This is a genomic window from Mesorhizobium sp. ORM8.1 (genome assembly GCF_053005525.2).
Genome location: NZ_CM132600.1, coordinates 1,966,619 through 1,982,264 on the forward strand (window position 1 = coordinate 1,966,619; position 15,646 = coordinate 1,982,264).

The following is a 15,646-nucleotide window of genomic DNA, read 5'->3' on the forward strand; positions in this document are numbered from 1 at the left end:
CGTGTCCGCTACGCCCCCTTCGCCATCTCCCTCAGCCTGAACTTCTGGATCTTCCCCGTCGAGGTCTTCGGGATTTCGGCAAACACCACAGCCTTCGGCACCTTGAAGCGTGCCAGCAGCCCTCGGCAGTGCTCGATGATTTCGGCCTCGGTCGCGCTCTTGCCGGGCTTCAGCTCGACATAGGCGACCGGCACCTCGCCCCATTTGTCATCGGCCTTGGCGACGACACCGCAGGATGCAACGGCAGGATGCTTGTAGAGCGCGTCCTCGACCTCGATTGAGGAGATGTTCTCGCCGCCCGAGATGATGATGTCCTTGGAGCGGTCCTTGAGCTGGATATAGCCGTCCGGATGCATGACACCGAGATCGCCGGAATGGAACCAGCCGCCGGCGAAGGCCTCGTCGGTCGCCTTGCGGTTCTTCAGATAGCCTTTCATGACGATGTTGCCGCGGAACATGACCTCGCCGATGGTTTCGCCATCGGCCGGCGTCTCGACCATCGTCTGGGGGTCCATCACGGTCAGGCCTTCGAGCGAGGCGTAGCGCACGCCCTGGCGCGCTTTCTTGGCCGTCCTCGGCCCCTTCTCCAATGCGTCCCAGTCATTGTGCCATTCGTTGACGACGGCCGGGCCGTAGGTCTCGGTCAGGCCGTAGAGATGGGTGACCGCGAAGCCGGCGTCGGCCATGCCGGACAGCACAGCTTCCGGCGGGGGTGCCGCGGCGGTGTTGAAGGTGACGATCTGCGAGAATTCGCGCTTGTCCTCGTCCTTCGCGTTGATCAGCACCGACATGACGACCGGTGCACCGCAGAGATGGGTGACGCCGTGGTCGGCTATCGCATCATACATCGGCTTTGGCCGCACCCAGCGCAGGCAGACATGCGTGCCGGCCTGGACGGCAAGCGTCCACGGAAAACACCAGCCATTGCAGTGGAACATCGGCAGCGTCCAGAGATAAACCGCGTGCTTGGCCATGCCGGCATGGATGGTGTTGGTGTAGGCCATCAGGGCCGCGCCGCGATGGTGGTAGACGACGCCCTTCGGATTGCCTGTCGTGCCCGACGTGTAGTTGAGCGAGATGGCGTCCCATTCGTCATCGGGCATCGACCAGGCGAAGGCCTCGTCGCCGCCGGCGAGAAAATCCTCATAGTCGAGCGAGCCGATCCGCTCGCCCTTCGGATAGGGCGCGTCGGACGCATAGTCCGGATCGTCATAGTCGATGACCAACGGCTTGACCTTGGCCAGAGTCAGCGCCTCCCTGACCACACCGGAGAATTCGCGGTCGACGATCAGCACCTTGGTCTCGGCATGGTCGAGTTGGAAGGCGATGACGGCGGCATCCAGCCGGGTGTTGAGGGAATGCAGCACCGCCTTGGTCATCGGCACGCCGAAATGCGCTTCCAGCATCGGCGGCGTGTTGGACAGCATCACCGTCACCGTATCGCCCTTGCCGATGCCGCGCCTGGAAAGCGCCGAGGCGAGCTTCAGCGAGCGGCGCCAGAAGTCGCGATAGGTGATGCGTTGGTTGCCATGGATGATGGCGACATGGTCGGGATAGGTTTTTGCCGCGCGCTGCAGATAGGTCAGCGGCGTCAGCGGCTGATGGTTGGCGGCGTTCCTGTCGAGATCCTGTTCGTAGGGATTGGCCATCCCGTTCTCCCCAAAGTTCTTTTCGAGCTTTCTAACCTTAGGCACGCTGTCACGCTATCCCCCGGAATGGCTGAAAATGCTATGATGCGTCGTCCTGGTAGAATGGCGATCCATGCTGAGCCATACTGGCAGGCGACGGCGGCCCGCCGCACCGAGTTTGACTTTTGTCGAGAGCCGTGACTAATGTCAGCCGAGGAGGCGGCATGGCGATCAGACCGGCAGAACAGCTCATCCACAAGGCCGCCTGGCTGTACTATGCCCATGGCCTGCGCCAGGACGAAGTGGCAAGCCAGCTCAACATTTCGCGCGCCTCGGTCGCCATGTATCTGCGCAAGGCGCGCGAGACCGGCATCGTCAACATCTCGACCTCGACGCAGCTCTTCACCGACGATGTCATGGCGCGCCGGCTGGAGGATGCCTTCAGGTTAGACGCCGTCTGGATCGCGCCGGATAACGCCTATCTCGCCGATCCGTCGACCGACATCGCGGTGCTGGCGGCGAGCGTGTTCCTGGAGCTGGTGAAGAAGGGCGACCGCATCGGCGTCGCCTGGGGCCGCACCGTCTACACCATTGCCGACATCATGTCCTATGCCGATCTTCAGGACGTCACCGTGGTGCAGCTCTGCGGCAATCTCGGCGCGCCCTATTCCTACCGGCCCGACCAGTGCACGATGGAGATTGCGCGGCGGCTCAACGCCAAGGGTCTGAATTTCTATGCGCCGCTGGTGCTGTCGACGGAAGCCCTGGCGCAAGGCCTGCGCGCCGAGCCGGTGATCCGCGACCAGCTCGCCGGCATCGGCGACTGCGATCTGGCGCTCTACTCCGTCGGCGCGGTCGATGCCGACAGCCATCTGGTGAAATGCGGCGCGCTGGCGGCGGCCGAGATGGAAGCGCTGCGGCGCCAGGGCGCTGCCGGCGTCATCGCCGGGCAGATCATCGACGCGAGCGGCGAGGTGCTCGACTGCAGCTACAACCGGCGCGTCATTTCCGCTGAACTCGCCTCGCTGCGCGCCATCGAAAAGCGGCTGATGGTGGTGCAGGAAGACACCAAGTTCGAGCCGCTGCTCGCGGCCATCGCCGGCGGGCTCTGCACGCATCTGGTGATCGGCGCACATATGGCCCAGCGTCTTCTCGATCACGCGGGCGAAGCCGGCAAGAAAGCATCCTAGAAAAACCACCTCTCGCCGCGTCTGTCATCAAGACGTCGCGGCTTTCTGTTCATGAGCAAAAAAGACGGAATTGGACGCTACGACATGCAGAACCTTTGGAACGACGCCGACGCCGAAAAGATGGTTGCCGACTATGCGAAAAAGGGCGTCGGCCGCGACCTTGCGCTGCGCGTCTACACCACCCGCCTGCTCGGCGGCGAACCGCGGCTGGTGCTGCATGGCGGCGGCAACACGTCGTGCAAGACCAAGGCCACCGATCTCCTCGGCGACGAATGGGATGTGCTGTGCGTCAAGGGCAGCGGCTGGGACATGGCCGTCATCGAGCCGCAAGGCCTGCCAGCGGTGAAGATGGGCGCGCTCTTGAAAGCGCGCGGGCTGGACACGCTTGCCGACGAGGACATGGTGGCGCTGCAGCGCTCCAACCTCATCGACCCCGCCTCCCCCAACCCGTCGGTCGAAACGCTGCTGCATGCCTTCCTGCCGCACCGTTTCGTCGACCACACGCATTCGACGGCGATCCTCGCCATTGTCGACCAGGAAGACAGCAAGCCGCTGATCAAGACCGTGTTCGGCGACAAGATGGGTTACGTGCCTTACATCAAGCCGGGCTTCGACCTTGCCAAGGTGGCGGCGGAAGTCTTCGACGCCGACCCTAGCGTCGAAGGCCTGATCCTCGACAAGCACGGCATCTTCACCTTCGGTGACGATGCCAGGCAGGCTTATGACCGCATGATCCACTATGTGACTATGGCCGAAGACTATGTCGCGCAAAACGGCAAGCCGCAGGCGGCCAAGGCGGCGCTGCCGGCAAAGCTCGCCAAGGCCAGCGACATCGCGTCGGCATTGCGCGGCGCGGTGGCCGTGGCGCGTGGCGAAGGCCGCTTCGACCGCATGGTCAGCGACTTCCGCACTTCGGACGCGATCGTCGATTTCATCAATTCTGCGAAGATTGCCGACTATGCCGGGCGCGGTGTGTCGACGCCGGATCTCTCGATCCGCATCAAGACCGGGCCGATGGCGGTGCCGGCGCCCGACGCCGACAAGCTCGGCGACTACAAGGCCGTCCTCAAGAGCCATGTCGAGGCCTTCGCCAACGACTACCGCGCCTATTTCGAGACCAATGACGCGCTGGACGACGTCAAGCGCACCATGCTCGACCCGATGCCGCGCCTGACGCTGGTGCCGGGTCTCGGCATGTTCGGCCATGGCCGCACGCTGAAGGATGCCAGGATCGCCTCCGATGTCGGCGAGATGTGGATCGAGGCAGTGCGTGGCGCCGAGGCGATCGGCCATTTCCATCCGCTGTCCAAGGCCGATCTGTTCCCGCTCGAATACTGGTCGCTGGAACAGGCCAAGCTCGCCTCGAACAAGCCGAAGCCGCTGACCGGCCAGGTCGTGCTGATCACCGGTGGCGCCGGCGCCATCGGTGCGGCGACCGCCAAGCTTTTCGCCGCCAACGGCGCCCATGCCGTGGTCGTCGACCTCGACCCTGCGAAAGCAGCGGAAGCGGCAAAAGCGGCCGGCAACAATTCGATCGGCGTCGGCGCCGACATCACCAACCCGGCCGAGATGCGCGCCGCCTTCGACAAGGCGGTCGCGGTCTATGGCGGCGTCGACATCCTGGTCTCGAATGCGGGTGCGGCCTGGGAAGGTCGCATCGGCGAACTCGACGACGCCACGCTGCGCAAAAGTTTCGAGCTCAACTTCTTCGCCCACCAGTCGGCGGCGCAGAACGCGGTGCGCATCATGCTGGAACAGGGCACCGGCGGCGTGCTTCTGTTCAACACCTCCAAACAGGCGATCAATCCCGGCCCGAAATTCGGCGCCTATGGCATTCCGAAGGCCGCGACGCTGTTCCTGTCACGGCAATATGCGCTGGACTATGGCGCGCACGGCATCCGCTCCAACGCGGTCAATGCCGACCGCATCCGCTCGGGCCTGTTGACCGACGCGATGATCGCCAGCCGTTCCGGCGCGCGCGGCGTGTCGGAGAAGGAATACATGTCCGGCAATCTGCTCGGACAGGAAGTGACGGCCGACGATGTGGCGCAGGCTTTCCTGCACCAGGCGCTGGCCGACCGCACCACCGCCGACGTGACGACGGTGGATGGCGGCAACATCGCGGCAGCGCTGCGCTGAGGATGTAGGACGTCCTTCGAGCGGTTCGTCGTTTTGCCAAGACGTCGAACCGCGCGGTCTCGTTCTTTGATGCGACTCCGATGGACACCCTTTTACGCTTCTGCTGAAGAACTGCGCGAACCGGTCAAAATCCGCTCAAATCCCTCGCTTATTGCTCAGGCGGTTTTTGGGGGTGCCTCGCGCCGGTATTCGGGCGCAAGACCGGTGGAGCCGGCATGCAATTCAGGGAAGTGCCTTATTTCAGCCAGTGGGAATCGCCCGAGATGACCTTGCCGCTTCTGGCGGAGGGGCCGTCGGCACTCTATCGCGATCCGCTGTGGCGCAACTCCGGCGCGGGAACGATCGAGGACTATGCGCGCTGGGCCGTCAATGCCTGCGGCATGGCCTGCCTGAAGATGATCCTTGCCGAACGCGGCGAAATCCATCCGACGCTGGAGCTCGCCCATGCCTGCACGGCCTATGGCGGTTATGTCGTCAACGAGGCCGACGGCTCGATCAAGGGGCTGATCTACGAACCCTTCGTCCGTTTCATTCACGATCGTTTCGACCTGGCCGCCGAAACCATGACGAATGTCGATATCGAGACCATCCCCGGGATCCTCTCGCGTTGGCGGTTCTTCATCGCTTCGGTCAATCCCGGCATCCGCTGGCCCGAACGCGAACCGCCGTCCAGGGGCGGGCATCTGGTGCTGGTGACGGCAGCCTCGCCCAAGGAAATCCGCTTCCACAATCCCTCCGGCCACGACCTGCAAAGCCAGGCGAACGCAACGCTGCCGCTGGCCGCCTTCGACAGGTTTTTCGCCCGGCGCGGCATCGCCATCGGTGCCTAGACTTTCCGCACAAGCGATTTGGAGACATTCTTGGCCGACATATCAAAGAGACTGCGTATCGGTGTGCTGTTCGGCGGGCGCTCCGCCGAGCATGAGGTGTCGGTGCTTTCGGCGACCAACGTCATGGCTGCGCTGGAGCCGGCGAAATACGATGCCGTCCCAATCTTCGTCACCCGCGAAGGGCAATGGCTGCTGAGCCGCTTTGAAGACGGCGCGCTCACGAGGCCGTCGGCTGGCACGCAGCTCTGCCTGGTGCCTGGCGGGTATGGACGAATGCTGGCGATCCCCGCCAGCGGCGCAGCCCACGACCTGCCTCGCATCGACATCCTGTTTCCCGTGCTGCACGGCCTGCATGGCGAGGACGGCGCGGTGCAGGGGCTGGCCGAGGTGGCGCGCGTGCCGCTGGCCGGCTGCGGCATCCTGGGCTCCGCCACGGCGCTGGACAAGGAAATCGCCAAGCGGCTGCTCAAGGCGGCGGGAGTGCCTGTGGCACGCTCGGTGACGATCGATGAAGGGTCGGTGCCTTCGCTCACAGAACTGGAAGACCAGGTCGGCCTGCCGCTGTTCATCAAGCCGGCGCGGCAAGGCTCCTCAGTCGGCGTCGCAAAGGTCAATGGCAGCCAGGAATTCGATCGCGCGCTGGCGGAAGCCTTCCAGCACGATCGCAAGCTTTTGGCGGAGGAATTCGTTCGTGGCCGCGAGATCGAATACAGCGTGCTGGAGAGCCCCACGGGCGAACTCTTCGTCTCGCGGCCAGGCGAGATCGTGCCGGCGGAAAGTCATGGCTTCTACAATTACAACGCCAAATACATCGACGAGGATGGCGCGGCGCTGATCGTGCCGGCCGAGCTGCCGCCTGAGGTCGAGGGCGCCATGCGCGCCATGGCCGCAAAGGCGTTCAGAGCGCTCGGCTGCGACGGCATGGCCCGCGTCGATTTCTTCCTGATGCCCGACATGAATTTCCTGATCAACGAACTCAACACCATTCCCGGTTTCACCGACATCAGCATGTACGCCAAGGCCATGGCGGCTAGCGGTGTGAGCTATCCGGAAGTCATCGATCGGCTGGTGGCGCATGGGCTGGCGCGTGCCGGCCGATGAAGACCTGAGGGTTTGAAATCTCGGTAGCGACCCGTGGTTACGTCGTCGGTTCACTCCGGCAGACCAGCCTTGCGGAAGCCGTCGACAAAATGCCGGAGTGTCGCCTCATCGCGGAACGGCTCGGTCTCGACCCAGCGCTGCGTGGAGAAATGCGGGTTGCCGACGAGGAACAATTCGACCTCGGTACGTGCCTCGTCGAGGCGGCCGAGCTGGGCAAGGCTTGCCGCCAGGAAGCGGCGTGAGCTTGTGCGATATGTCTCGTCGCTGCGCAGCGTCTCGACAGCGGCCTCGTAGTCGCCGGCCGCATATTGCGCCTGGCCGAGCGTCAGATAGTACCAGCTCGGCGGAAACGGGTTCAGCCGGAACGCCTTGCGAATATGCTCGAGGCCTTCCTCGACCTTGCCGGCGAGGACCACGATGTCGGACAAGGTCGCCCAGATGTCGGCCTCGTTCGGATCGAGCTCGATCGCCTTGGCGAATTCCAAGTCGGACTGCTCGAAGTCGCGCTCATAGGCGAGCAGGTTTGCCAGGACCCAGACGCAGCCGGCATCGTTGGGATCGATCGCCACGGCCTTGCGCGCCAATTCCAGGGACGTGCTCCGGGCAGGTTCGATCGGCTTGCCCCAATGCACCCAGCCCATCCAGTGGTTCATGGCCAGCCAGCGATAGGCCTCGGCATAATCGGGATCGAGCGAGATGGCGCGCGTCAGCATCAGATGCGCTTCGCGCGCCATCTGCGGCGACTCGTCGAACAGTTTTCGCGCCCGCACGCACAGATCATAGGCTTCGAGGTTCTTCGGCCGGTTGCGCTCCGGCAGCGCGCGCAGCCGGCCGAGCAGTGCCTCGACGATCTTGGCCGTCGCCTCGTCCTGGACGGCGAAAATGTCTTCAAGGCCGCGATCGAAGCGCTCAGCCCAGATATGCTCGCCGCTCAGCGCATCGATCAGCTGGGCGTTGATGCGCACGCGCCCCGCGGCGCGTCGTGCGCTGCCCTCCAGAAGATAGCGCACACCAAGGTCCCGGGCGATCTCGCGCACATCCATCGCCTTGCCCTTGTAGGCAAAGACCGAATTGCGCGCGATGACGAACAGGCCCGGAATCCGCGACAGGTCGGTGATCAGGTCTTCGGTCAAGCCGTCGGCGAAAGACCTTGCGCGGGATCGTTGCTCAGATTGATGAAGGGCAGCACGGCGATCGACGGTTTGTCGGGCAGCGGCAAGGGCTTGCGCTTGGCGTCGAGCTGTTCGATGGCGCCGGTGAAGCGGTAGCCGACGCGCGGGATTGTGGCGATCCACTCGCCGCCATCGGCCGCCGGCCCGAGCAGCTTGCGCAATTGCGCGATCTGTACGGTGAGATTGCCTTCCTCGACACGGTGAGATTGCCTTCCTCGACTGCCATGCCCGGCCACGCCGCGTCCATCAGCTCGGCCTTGGCCAGGATTTCGCCTGGACGCGCGACGAGGGCCTCCAAGAGCTTCAAGCCGCGATGTCCGGCGGCGACGGGGATATCGCCGCGAAGCAGCGTTCCCGCGCCCGGATCAAGCATGAACGGTCCGAAGGCAAAGCGCGATCCCTGCATGCGGCGATCTATAGAGCAATCCCAGGAAAAGTGTGAGCGGTTAAGTTCGGCGACTTCGCCGTAACCCTCCGCCCGGAATTGCGTAAAAACAAAGGGATAGAGCGATTCGCCGTTTCCGCGAAATGGTGAAATGCTCTAGCCGATTTGGAAGTTTTGAGAACTATTTGGGAGCGCTTAATTACTCCACTGGCGGCATCCGGCAGAATTCAACCTCATTCAAGTCACGGGCCTTCGAGCCCAAACTGCATGGAGGTTGCCATGAACGATATCCTTTTGCCTTGCCAGGGGCTGGCAGAGCGGCCGTCCATTCGCGAAAGGCCTCGGCCTTATAGCCTGGCGGCGTTGCGCAGCCTTCTCGCGGCGCGCCGCAGACAGACCCGCTTCCGCTTCGATCTCAAGCGCATGGCGAGCGACAATCCGCATTTGATCGACGATATCGGGCTGACCAGATGGCAGGTCGAGGAGGAGATCGCCAAGCTGCCTTTCTGGCAGCGATAGGGCGAACGATTGGCGGTTATCCAAACAGAAAGAGCGGCCCGAAAGCCGCTCTTTCTGTGTTCAATTTGCCTGAGTTTACTTGGCGTTCGGGTTCGGCATCCAGGCCGGCATGGCGACATTGGCGTGGGCGAACTGCGGCAGCTTGGCCGACAGGTCTTCCATGTTCTTGATGTCCTTGTCGACCAGCTCCTTCTGGGTGATCAGCGTCGGCGGCACGATGACGTTGTGGCCGGGGTCTTCACCGGCAAGCAGTTGCGCCAGCGCGCGCACCGAGACCTGGCCGACGACGGCCGGGTTGGTGGCGGCGGTCGCGGCCCAGGCGCTGTCGGTCTCGCGCATGGCCGCGATGTCCGAGGTCGAGATGTCGGCCGAATAGATCTTGATGCCCTTGTTCAGCCCGGCCTCGTCGACGGCGATTTTCACGCCCTTGGCGAACTCGTCATAGGGCGCGAACATCACCTTGATGTCGGGATGCGCCTGCAGCACCGAGCGCGCCTGGTTGGCGACGGAATTGGCGATCGGGTTGTCGAGCGTGCCGAACTGCGCGACTTCCTTGATGCCGGCGTATTTCTTCTTGACGTCGAGCCAGGTCTCGTTGCGGCGGTCGAGCGGCGCGATGCCGGCGACATAGACATAGCCGGCGTTCCAGCTGTCGCCATTGTCCTTGACCGCCTGTTCGAGCGCGAGCTTTGCGAGGTCCTTGTCCGACTGCTCGATCTGCGGGATCTTCGGGTTTTCGACATTGACGTCGAAGGCCACCACCTTGATGCCGGCATCGACCGCGCGCTGGGCGGCGTCCTTCATCGATTCCGTCAGGCCGTGCTGGATGATGATGCCCTGCACGCCAAGCGCGATGGCCTGGTCGACCATGTCGGCCTGGAGTGCGGCGTCCTGGCGGCTGTCCAGCACGCGCAGGTCGATGCCGAGCGCCTTGGACTGCGCCTCGACACCCGACAGATAGGCCTGGAAGAAGTCACCGGTCGACAGATAGCGCACCAGCGCGATCTTGACGCCGGGCTTGTCGAACGGCGCCGGCTTGTCCGCCGCAAGGGCGGTACCCTGCACCAGCAGCGCCGCGCCCGCCAGGCCAAGGGCCGCCTTCCCCAAAAGTCTTCTCGTGATGCTCAATTTTTCCTCCATTTTCTTTCTGAATACCCCGGTCGAACCTATCTCTTGCCCCTGCCGGAAAGGGCGAAGGTGAAGACAAGGGCGACGACGAGAACCGCGCCCTTGACGAAATCCTGCGTGTAGTAAGGCGCGTTCATCATCGTCAGGCCCTGCAGCAACACGCCGACAAACACCGCGCCGACCGCCGTACCGAAGGCGTTCGGCTTGGCGGCGCCGAGCACCGCGTAGCCGATGAGCGCCGCGGCAACAGCGTCGAGCAGGAGATTATTACCCGAGGCGATGTCGCCGCGTCCAAGCCGGGCGGCCAGCAAAATTCCGCCGATCGAGGCAAAAACTCCTGAAATGACGTAGGCCCAGATTTTGTATGCCTTGACAGGCGCGCCGGCGAGTTCGGCGGCGCGCTCGTTTGAGCCGACGGCATACATCATGCGGCCGAAGCGGGTGTATTCGAGGAAGAACCAGATCAGCACGGCGAGCACGACCAGCACGACGACCGAGACCGGGATCAGGTTCGGGATGAAGAAGTCGAAGCGGTGGCGGCCGAGCGCCAGGAAGGCGTCGGAGAACTTGCCGTTGGCGACCGAGCCGTCGGGCAAGGTCATGCCGGTGGCGATAGAGCGGCCTTCTGTCGGGATACGCTGCAGGCCAAGCAAGAGGAACATCATGCCGAGCGTCGCCAGGAGGTCGGGCACGCGCATATAGACGATCAGCCAGCCATTGATGAGGCCGACGATGACGCCGATGACAAGGCAGGCGATGACAGCAACGACGGTGTTCTGCTCCAGCACCACCATCGCATAGGACGCCGCCATCATGGCGCTGGTGGCGACCGAGCCGATCGACAGATCGAAGCCGCCGACGACAAGCGTCGCGGTGACGCCAAGCGCCAGCACGCCGGTGATCGCCACCGACTGGAAGATGAAGACGGCACTTTGCGGCGAGACGAAACCGTCGGCGGAGAGAGCGAAATAGGCGATCAGCCCGACCAGCAGGACGATGAAGCCATAGCGGATGGCATAGTCGCGCGCCGTCATTCAGCGCTCCGCCGCGTGGCTGTCCAGGCAAAGCTCATTTCCCATTCCACTCCATATTCCCTGATCTCACGCCGCGCTGTTGAGCGGCCCGCCGGCCACTTCGGCGAGCAACCGGTCGAGGTCGATGTCGGCGTTCCTGTGCTCGCCGACGATTGTGTGTTCCGACATCACCAGGATGCGGTCGGCCGTCTCCAGCGCCTCGTCGATCTCGGTGACAAAGATCAGCGTCGCGCGGCCGTCGGCGCTTGCCCTGAGCTTGGCGGCGATGTCGCGCCGGGCCGAGATGTCGACGCCCTGGAACGGCTCGTCGAGGATGAACAGACGTGAGGCCTGCGACATCCAACGCGCCACCATCACCTTCTGCTGGTTGCCGCCGGACAGCGCCGAGAGCTCGTCCTTCTCCGAGCGGCAGACGATGCCGAGCTCGTCGATCTGGCGGCGCGCGACGAGCCGCTCGGCGCGCTTCTTCATCACGCTCAGGCTCGACATGCGCTTCAGGAACGGCAGGCTGATGTTGCGCTCGATGTTGAAGCCGCCGACGATGCCGCTCTGCGCGCGGTCCTTGGCGACGAGGAAAACGCCGGCCGCGATCGCCGCGCGCGCCGACCCCGGCGCATAGGGCTTGCCATCCATATGCATGGCGCCGGCGAGCGGCCTGCGCACGCCGAACAAAGTCTCGGCCAAAGCCGTCTTGCCGACGCCGACCAGGCCGGTGATGGCCACCACCTCGCCGGTGCCGAGCGTCATCGAGATTGGCTTGGCGCCCGGCGCGATGCGCAGGCCTTCGGCGGTGAAGACCGGGCGCGCCGAGTGTCTCGCCACCACCTGGTCGAGATGGATCTTGCGGCCGAGCATTGCGTTGACCGCGCCCTCATAGTCGAGCGGCTTTTGGTCGAAGACGCCGGAGACGATGCCGTCGCGCATCGAGACGATGCGGTCGGCCAGCCGTCTGATGTCGGACATGCGGTGCGAGATGTAGAGGATGGCGACACCCTGCCCGCGCAGCCGGTCGATCAGCGCGAACAGCCGGTCGGCCTCGGCGCTCGACAGCGAGGAGGTCGGTTCGTCGAGGATCAGCACTTTCGGCTGATGCGCCATGGCGCGAGCGATTGCCACCATCTGGCGGTCGGCGAGCGCTAGGTCGGCAACGCGCGCCTTGAGATCGAGCGTCAACCCCATGCGGTCGGCGACGGCTTTCGCCTCGGCGCGGACATTGCGCGGCTTGAACAGCAATGACGCGCCCTTGCCGCTCAGCCTGTCGAGGGTCAGGTTGGTGGCGACGTCGAGGTCGGCGACCACGCCGTCATTGATGTTCTGGTGCACGGTGACGACGCCGGCGCGGATCGCCTCGGCAGGCGTGTGCGGGTCGAACCCCTTGCCGGCGAGCTGCATCGCGCCAGCGCCACGGTCGTAGACCCCGCTGACGATCTTGACCAGGGTGGATTTGCCGGCGCCATTGGCGCCCATCAGCACGGTTACCTCGCCCGCAAAGAGATCGAGCGAGATGCCGCCAAGCACCTCGTTCTGCCCAAAGGATTTCCTTAAGCCCTCCACACGGAACACGGCATCTGCGCCCATTCGTTCCTCCCTGACCATGACGCTATGAGCTCGCTCGGCAATTGTCAACACGATTGACATTTGCCAGATCGCTTCCTAGCTTGGCCTCGCCGCCGTGGCTCCGCTATCGTCTGGAACCACGCGCAGGAGGGGAGAGAATGACCGGAAAGTTCGAAGCATTGTCGGTGGAGACGCTGCCGAAGCGCCTCGGCGAGACCACCGCACTGACCGAGCGCATCGGCAGGGATGCCAGCCAGTGGAAAGTGCGCGAGGTCGGTGACGGCAATTTGAACCTCGTCTTCATCGTCGAGGGCGATCACGGCGCGGCGGTGGTCAAGCAGGCGCTGCCCTATGTGCGGCTAGTCGGCGACAGCTGGCCGCTGCCGCTGAAACGCTCCTTCTTCGAATATCACGCGCTGACCAGGCAGGAGCGCCGAGCGCCTGGCTCAGTGCCGGCCATCTATTATTTCGATGAAGGCCAGGCGCTGATCATCATGGAGTATCTGGCACCGCCACACATCATTCTCAGGCGCGCGCTGATCGACGGGCGCCTGTTGCCCAACATCGCCAGGGATATCGGCCTGTTCATGGCCCGCACTTTGTTCCGCGGCTCGGACCTCTCTATGCCGACCAAGGACCGCAAGGCCGACCTTGCGTTGTTCGCCGACAATGTCGAGCTCTGCGGCATCACCGAAGACCTGGTGTTTTCCGACCCCTATTTCGATGCCAAGTTGAACCGGCATACCTCGCCGCAGCTCGACGGCCTGGTCGCCGAATTGCGTGCCGACCGCGATCTCAAGGTCGAGGCGCAGCGGCTGAAGCATCTGTTTGCAGCCAATGCCGAGACGCTGCTGCATGGCGATCTGCATTCCGGCTCGATCATGGTCACCGACACCGAGACAAGGATGATCGATCCGGAATTCGCCTTCTATGGCCCGATGGCCTTCGATGTCGGCATGTTGCTCGCCAATTTCTGGATGTCCTTCTTCTCGCAGCACGGCCATGAGGAGAACGGCAGAAGGGATCTCGATGCGCGACTATCTGCTTGAAGTGACCAACGAGACCTGGGCTGTGTTCCGCGCCGAATTCTCAGCTTTGTGGCGCACCGAACGCACCGGCATGCTCTACCAGAAGAGCCTGTTCGAGGACCAAGGCGACCTGCTCGGCGCCGAGCAGGCGCTTGACCATGTGCTGCACTCCATCTGGACCGACCTGCTCGGCTTTGCCGGCATCGAGGTGCACCGGCGTATCCTCGGCCTTGCCCACAATGCCGATTTCGAAACCATTGCCGATCCCGATCTGCGCGCCAGATGTGAGGCCAAGGCGCTGCGCTTCGGCCGCCATATCGCCGTCAACCGACGCCAGATCCACAGCATCGACGAGGTCAACGGGCTGGCCGCGCTGATCGAACAGGAGAAGAGAATTTGAACGTCGGCGACCGCCACTTTCGCACCATCTGGCTGAGCGACGACAAGCGTTCCGTCGAGATCATCGACCAGCGCTGGCTGCCGCATGAATTCCGCATCGAGACGATCGGGACTGTCGCCGGCATCGCCACCGCGATCCGCGACATGTGGGTGCGCGGCGCGCCGCTGATCGGCGTCACCGCCGCCTACGGCGTCGCCATCCAGATGAGGGACGATGCATCGGACGCGGCGCTCGACGCCGTCTGGGAGACGCTAAACAAGACGCGGCCGACCGCGATCAATCTGCGCTGGGCGCTGGACGAGATGCGGCGCTTCCTGAAGCCGTTGGCGCCAGGAGAGCGCGCCGAGGCCGCTTACAAGCGCGCCGCCGAGATCGCCGACGAGGATGTCGGGCTGAACCGCGCCATCGGCGAGAACGGGCTTGCCATCATCAGGCAGATCGCCGCGCGCAAGAAGCCTGGCGAGCCGGTCAACATCCTGACCCATTGCAATGCCGGCTGGCTGGCAACCGTCGATTACGGCACCGCCACGTCGCCGATTTATCTCGCCGTCGAGGCCGGCATTCCGGTCCATGTCTATGTCGACGAAACCAGGCCGCGCAACCAGGGCGCCCAGCTGACCGCCTGGGAGATGGCCGGCCATGGCGTGCCGCACACGCTGATCGTCGACAATGCCGGCGGCCATCTGATGCAGCATGGCGACATCGACATGGTGATCGTCGGCACCGACCGCACCACCGCCAATGGCGATGTCTGCAACAAGATCGGCACCTATCTCAAAGCGCTGGCCGCCGCCGACAACGATGTGCCGTTCTATGTCGCGCTGCCTTCGCCGACCATCGACTGGACGGTGGCCGACGGGCTGGCCGAAATCCCGATCGAGGAACGTTCGGGCGACGAGGTGTCGCTGGTCTGGGGCAAGACCGCGGACGGCAAGATCGCCCAGGTGCGCGTGTCGCCCGAGGCGACGCCGGCGGCAAACCCGGCGTTCGACGTGACGCCGGCAAGGCTGGTGACGGGATTGATCACCGAGCGCGGCGTGGCTAAGGCCTCGCGCGAAGGGTTGAAGGCGATGTTTCCGGAGCGTGGGTGATCTCCCCCCCTCGAGGCTACGGTATGCACACATTTCCAGCCGGCTGGTCTTGGCGATAGCGTGCATGGCAGCTTGGCGCATGCTTTGTCTAACACTGCGCTGGTCGACCCCCCACTCCGTCTCGGCTTCGCCGAGCCACCTCTCCCCGATCGACGGGGTAGAGGAAAGGCGCCAAGCTTTTTGCCGTCAACGCTCGTCCAGCAAAACTCCCTTCCTTTCCCTCCGGAGGGGAAGGTGGCGCTGCGAAGCAGCGACGGATTGGGGGAACCACATGGCAATCAAGCCTCGGGCCGACCAGTCACGCCAGTCACAGAAGATGTGTGGATGCCGTAGCCCCTCGAGGGGGAGATGTCGCCGAAGGCGACAGAGGGGGTCGCCGCGCGTGGAGCGCTAACCTCCATCTGCCACAAGCAGGTCGCATCCAGTCGAACCGACCCCCTCTGG

At 64.0% G+C, this 15,646-nt stretch carries 10 protein-coding genes and 2 pseudogenes; 7 read left to right on the forward strand and 5 right to left on the reverse strand.

Features of this window, described 5'->3' with window-relative positions:
- Positions 1–8: 8 nt before the first annotated feature.
- Positions 9–1,649 carry an acyl-CoA synthetase gene (locus ACVDG8_RS10285; RefSeq protein WP_447254611.1) on the reverse strand — a complete coding sequence of 547 codons (1,641 nt, stop codon included), beginning with the start codon at positions 1,647–1,649 and terminating at the stop codon, positions 9–11.
- Between the two features lie 203 nt (positions 1,650–1,852).
- On the opposite strand from ACVDG8_RS10285, the gene ACVDG8_RS10290 reads away from it, so the two are divergent.
- The 4 genes from ACVDG8_RS10290 to ACVDG8_RS10305 all read left to right on the forward strand — a co-directional run bounded on the left by ACVDG8_RS10290 (position 1,853) and on the right by ACVDG8_RS10305 (position 6,888).
- Positions 1,853–2,818 (forward strand): sugar-binding transcriptional regulator, encoded by a 966-nt coding sequence (locus ACVDG8_RS10290; RefSeq protein ID WP_447254612.1) that lies wholly within the window; start codon positions 1,853–1,855, stop codon positions 2,816–2,818.
- Between the two features lie 84 nt (positions 2,819–2,902).
- The gene (locus ACVDG8_RS10295) at positions 2,903–4,957 is read left to right on the forward strand and encodes a bifunctional aldolase/short-chain dehydrogenase (protein WP_455707822.1); all 2,055 of its coding nucleotides are present in this window, start codon (positions 2,903–2,905) and stop codon (positions 4,955–4,957) included.
- A gap of 215 nt (positions 4,958–5,172) precedes the next feature.
- A complete protein-coding gene (locus tag ACVDG8_RS10300) occupies positions 5,173–5,787 on the forward strand; it encodes a hypothetical protein (RefSeq protein WP_447254613.1) in 615 nt (204 codons plus the stop codon).
- Between the two features lie 30 nt (positions 5,788–5,817).
- The gene (locus ACVDG8_RS10305; protein ID WP_447254614.1) at positions 5,818–6,888 is read left to right on the forward strand and encodes a D-alanine--D-alanine ligase family protein; all 1,071 of its coding nucleotides are present in this window, start codon (positions 5,818–5,820) and stop codon (positions 6,886–6,888) included.
- Between the two features lie 50 nt (positions 6,889–6,938).
- Here ACVDG8_RS10305 and ACVDG8_RS10310 read toward each other — a convergent pair.
- Positions 6,939–8,466 (reverse strand): annotated as a pseudogene (locus ACVDG8_RS10310) (winged helix-turn-helix domain-containing tetratricopeptide repeat protein).
- Between the two features lie 258 nt (positions 8,467–8,724).
- On the opposite strand from ACVDG8_RS10310, the gene ACVDG8_RS10315 reads away from it, so the two are divergent.
- Entirely contained in the window at positions 8,725–8,964 is a 240-nt protein-coding gene (locus ACVDG8_RS10315; protein WP_447254615.1) for a DUF1127 domain-containing protein, read from the forward strand.
- Positions 8,965–9,039: 75 nt separating this feature from the next.
- Here the strand turns inward: ACVDG8_RS10315 and ACVDG8_RS10320 are convergent, their stop codons facing one another.
- From ACVDG8_RS10320 to ACVDG8_RS10330, 3 genes are all read right to left on the reverse strand, one after another.
- On the reverse strand, positions 9,040–10,092 hold the full coding sequence (locus ACVDG8_RS10320; RefSeq protein WP_447254616.1) for a substrate-binding domain-containing protein: 1,053 nt from the start codon (positions 10,090–10,092) through the stop codon (positions 9,040–9,042).
- A gap of 38 nt (positions 10,093–10,130) precedes the next feature.
- The gene (locus ACVDG8_RS10325) at positions 10,131–11,126 is read right to left on the reverse strand and encodes an ABC transporter permease (protein ID WP_447254617.1); all 996 of its coding nucleotides are present in this window, start codon (positions 11,124–11,126) and stop codon (positions 10,131–10,133) included.
- 66 nt (positions 11,127–11,192) lie between these two features.
- Positions 11,193–12,704: a sugar ABC transporter ATP-binding protein gene (locus tag ACVDG8_RS10330; protein WP_447254618.1), complete on the reverse strand. Its 1,512-nt coding sequence runs from the start codon at positions 12,702–12,704 to the stop codon at positions 11,193–11,195.
- Positions 12,705–12,841: 137 nt separating this feature from the next.
- Between ACVDG8_RS10330 and mtnK the strand changes: the two are divergent.
- A pseudogene (gene mtnK / locus ACVDG8_RS10335) lies at positions 12,842–14,111 on the forward strand (S-methyl-5-thioribose kinase).
- Positions 14,108–15,202, forward strand: coding sequence for an S-methyl-5-thioribose-1-phosphate isomerase (gene mtnA / locus ACVDG8_RS10340; protein ID WP_447254620.1), 1,095 nt, complete (start codon positions 14,108–14,110; stop codon positions 15,200–15,202). The pseudogene mtnK and the gene mtnA overlap by 4 nt, the downstream one beginning before the upstream one ends.
- Positions 15,203–15,646: the final 444 nt, after the last annotated feature.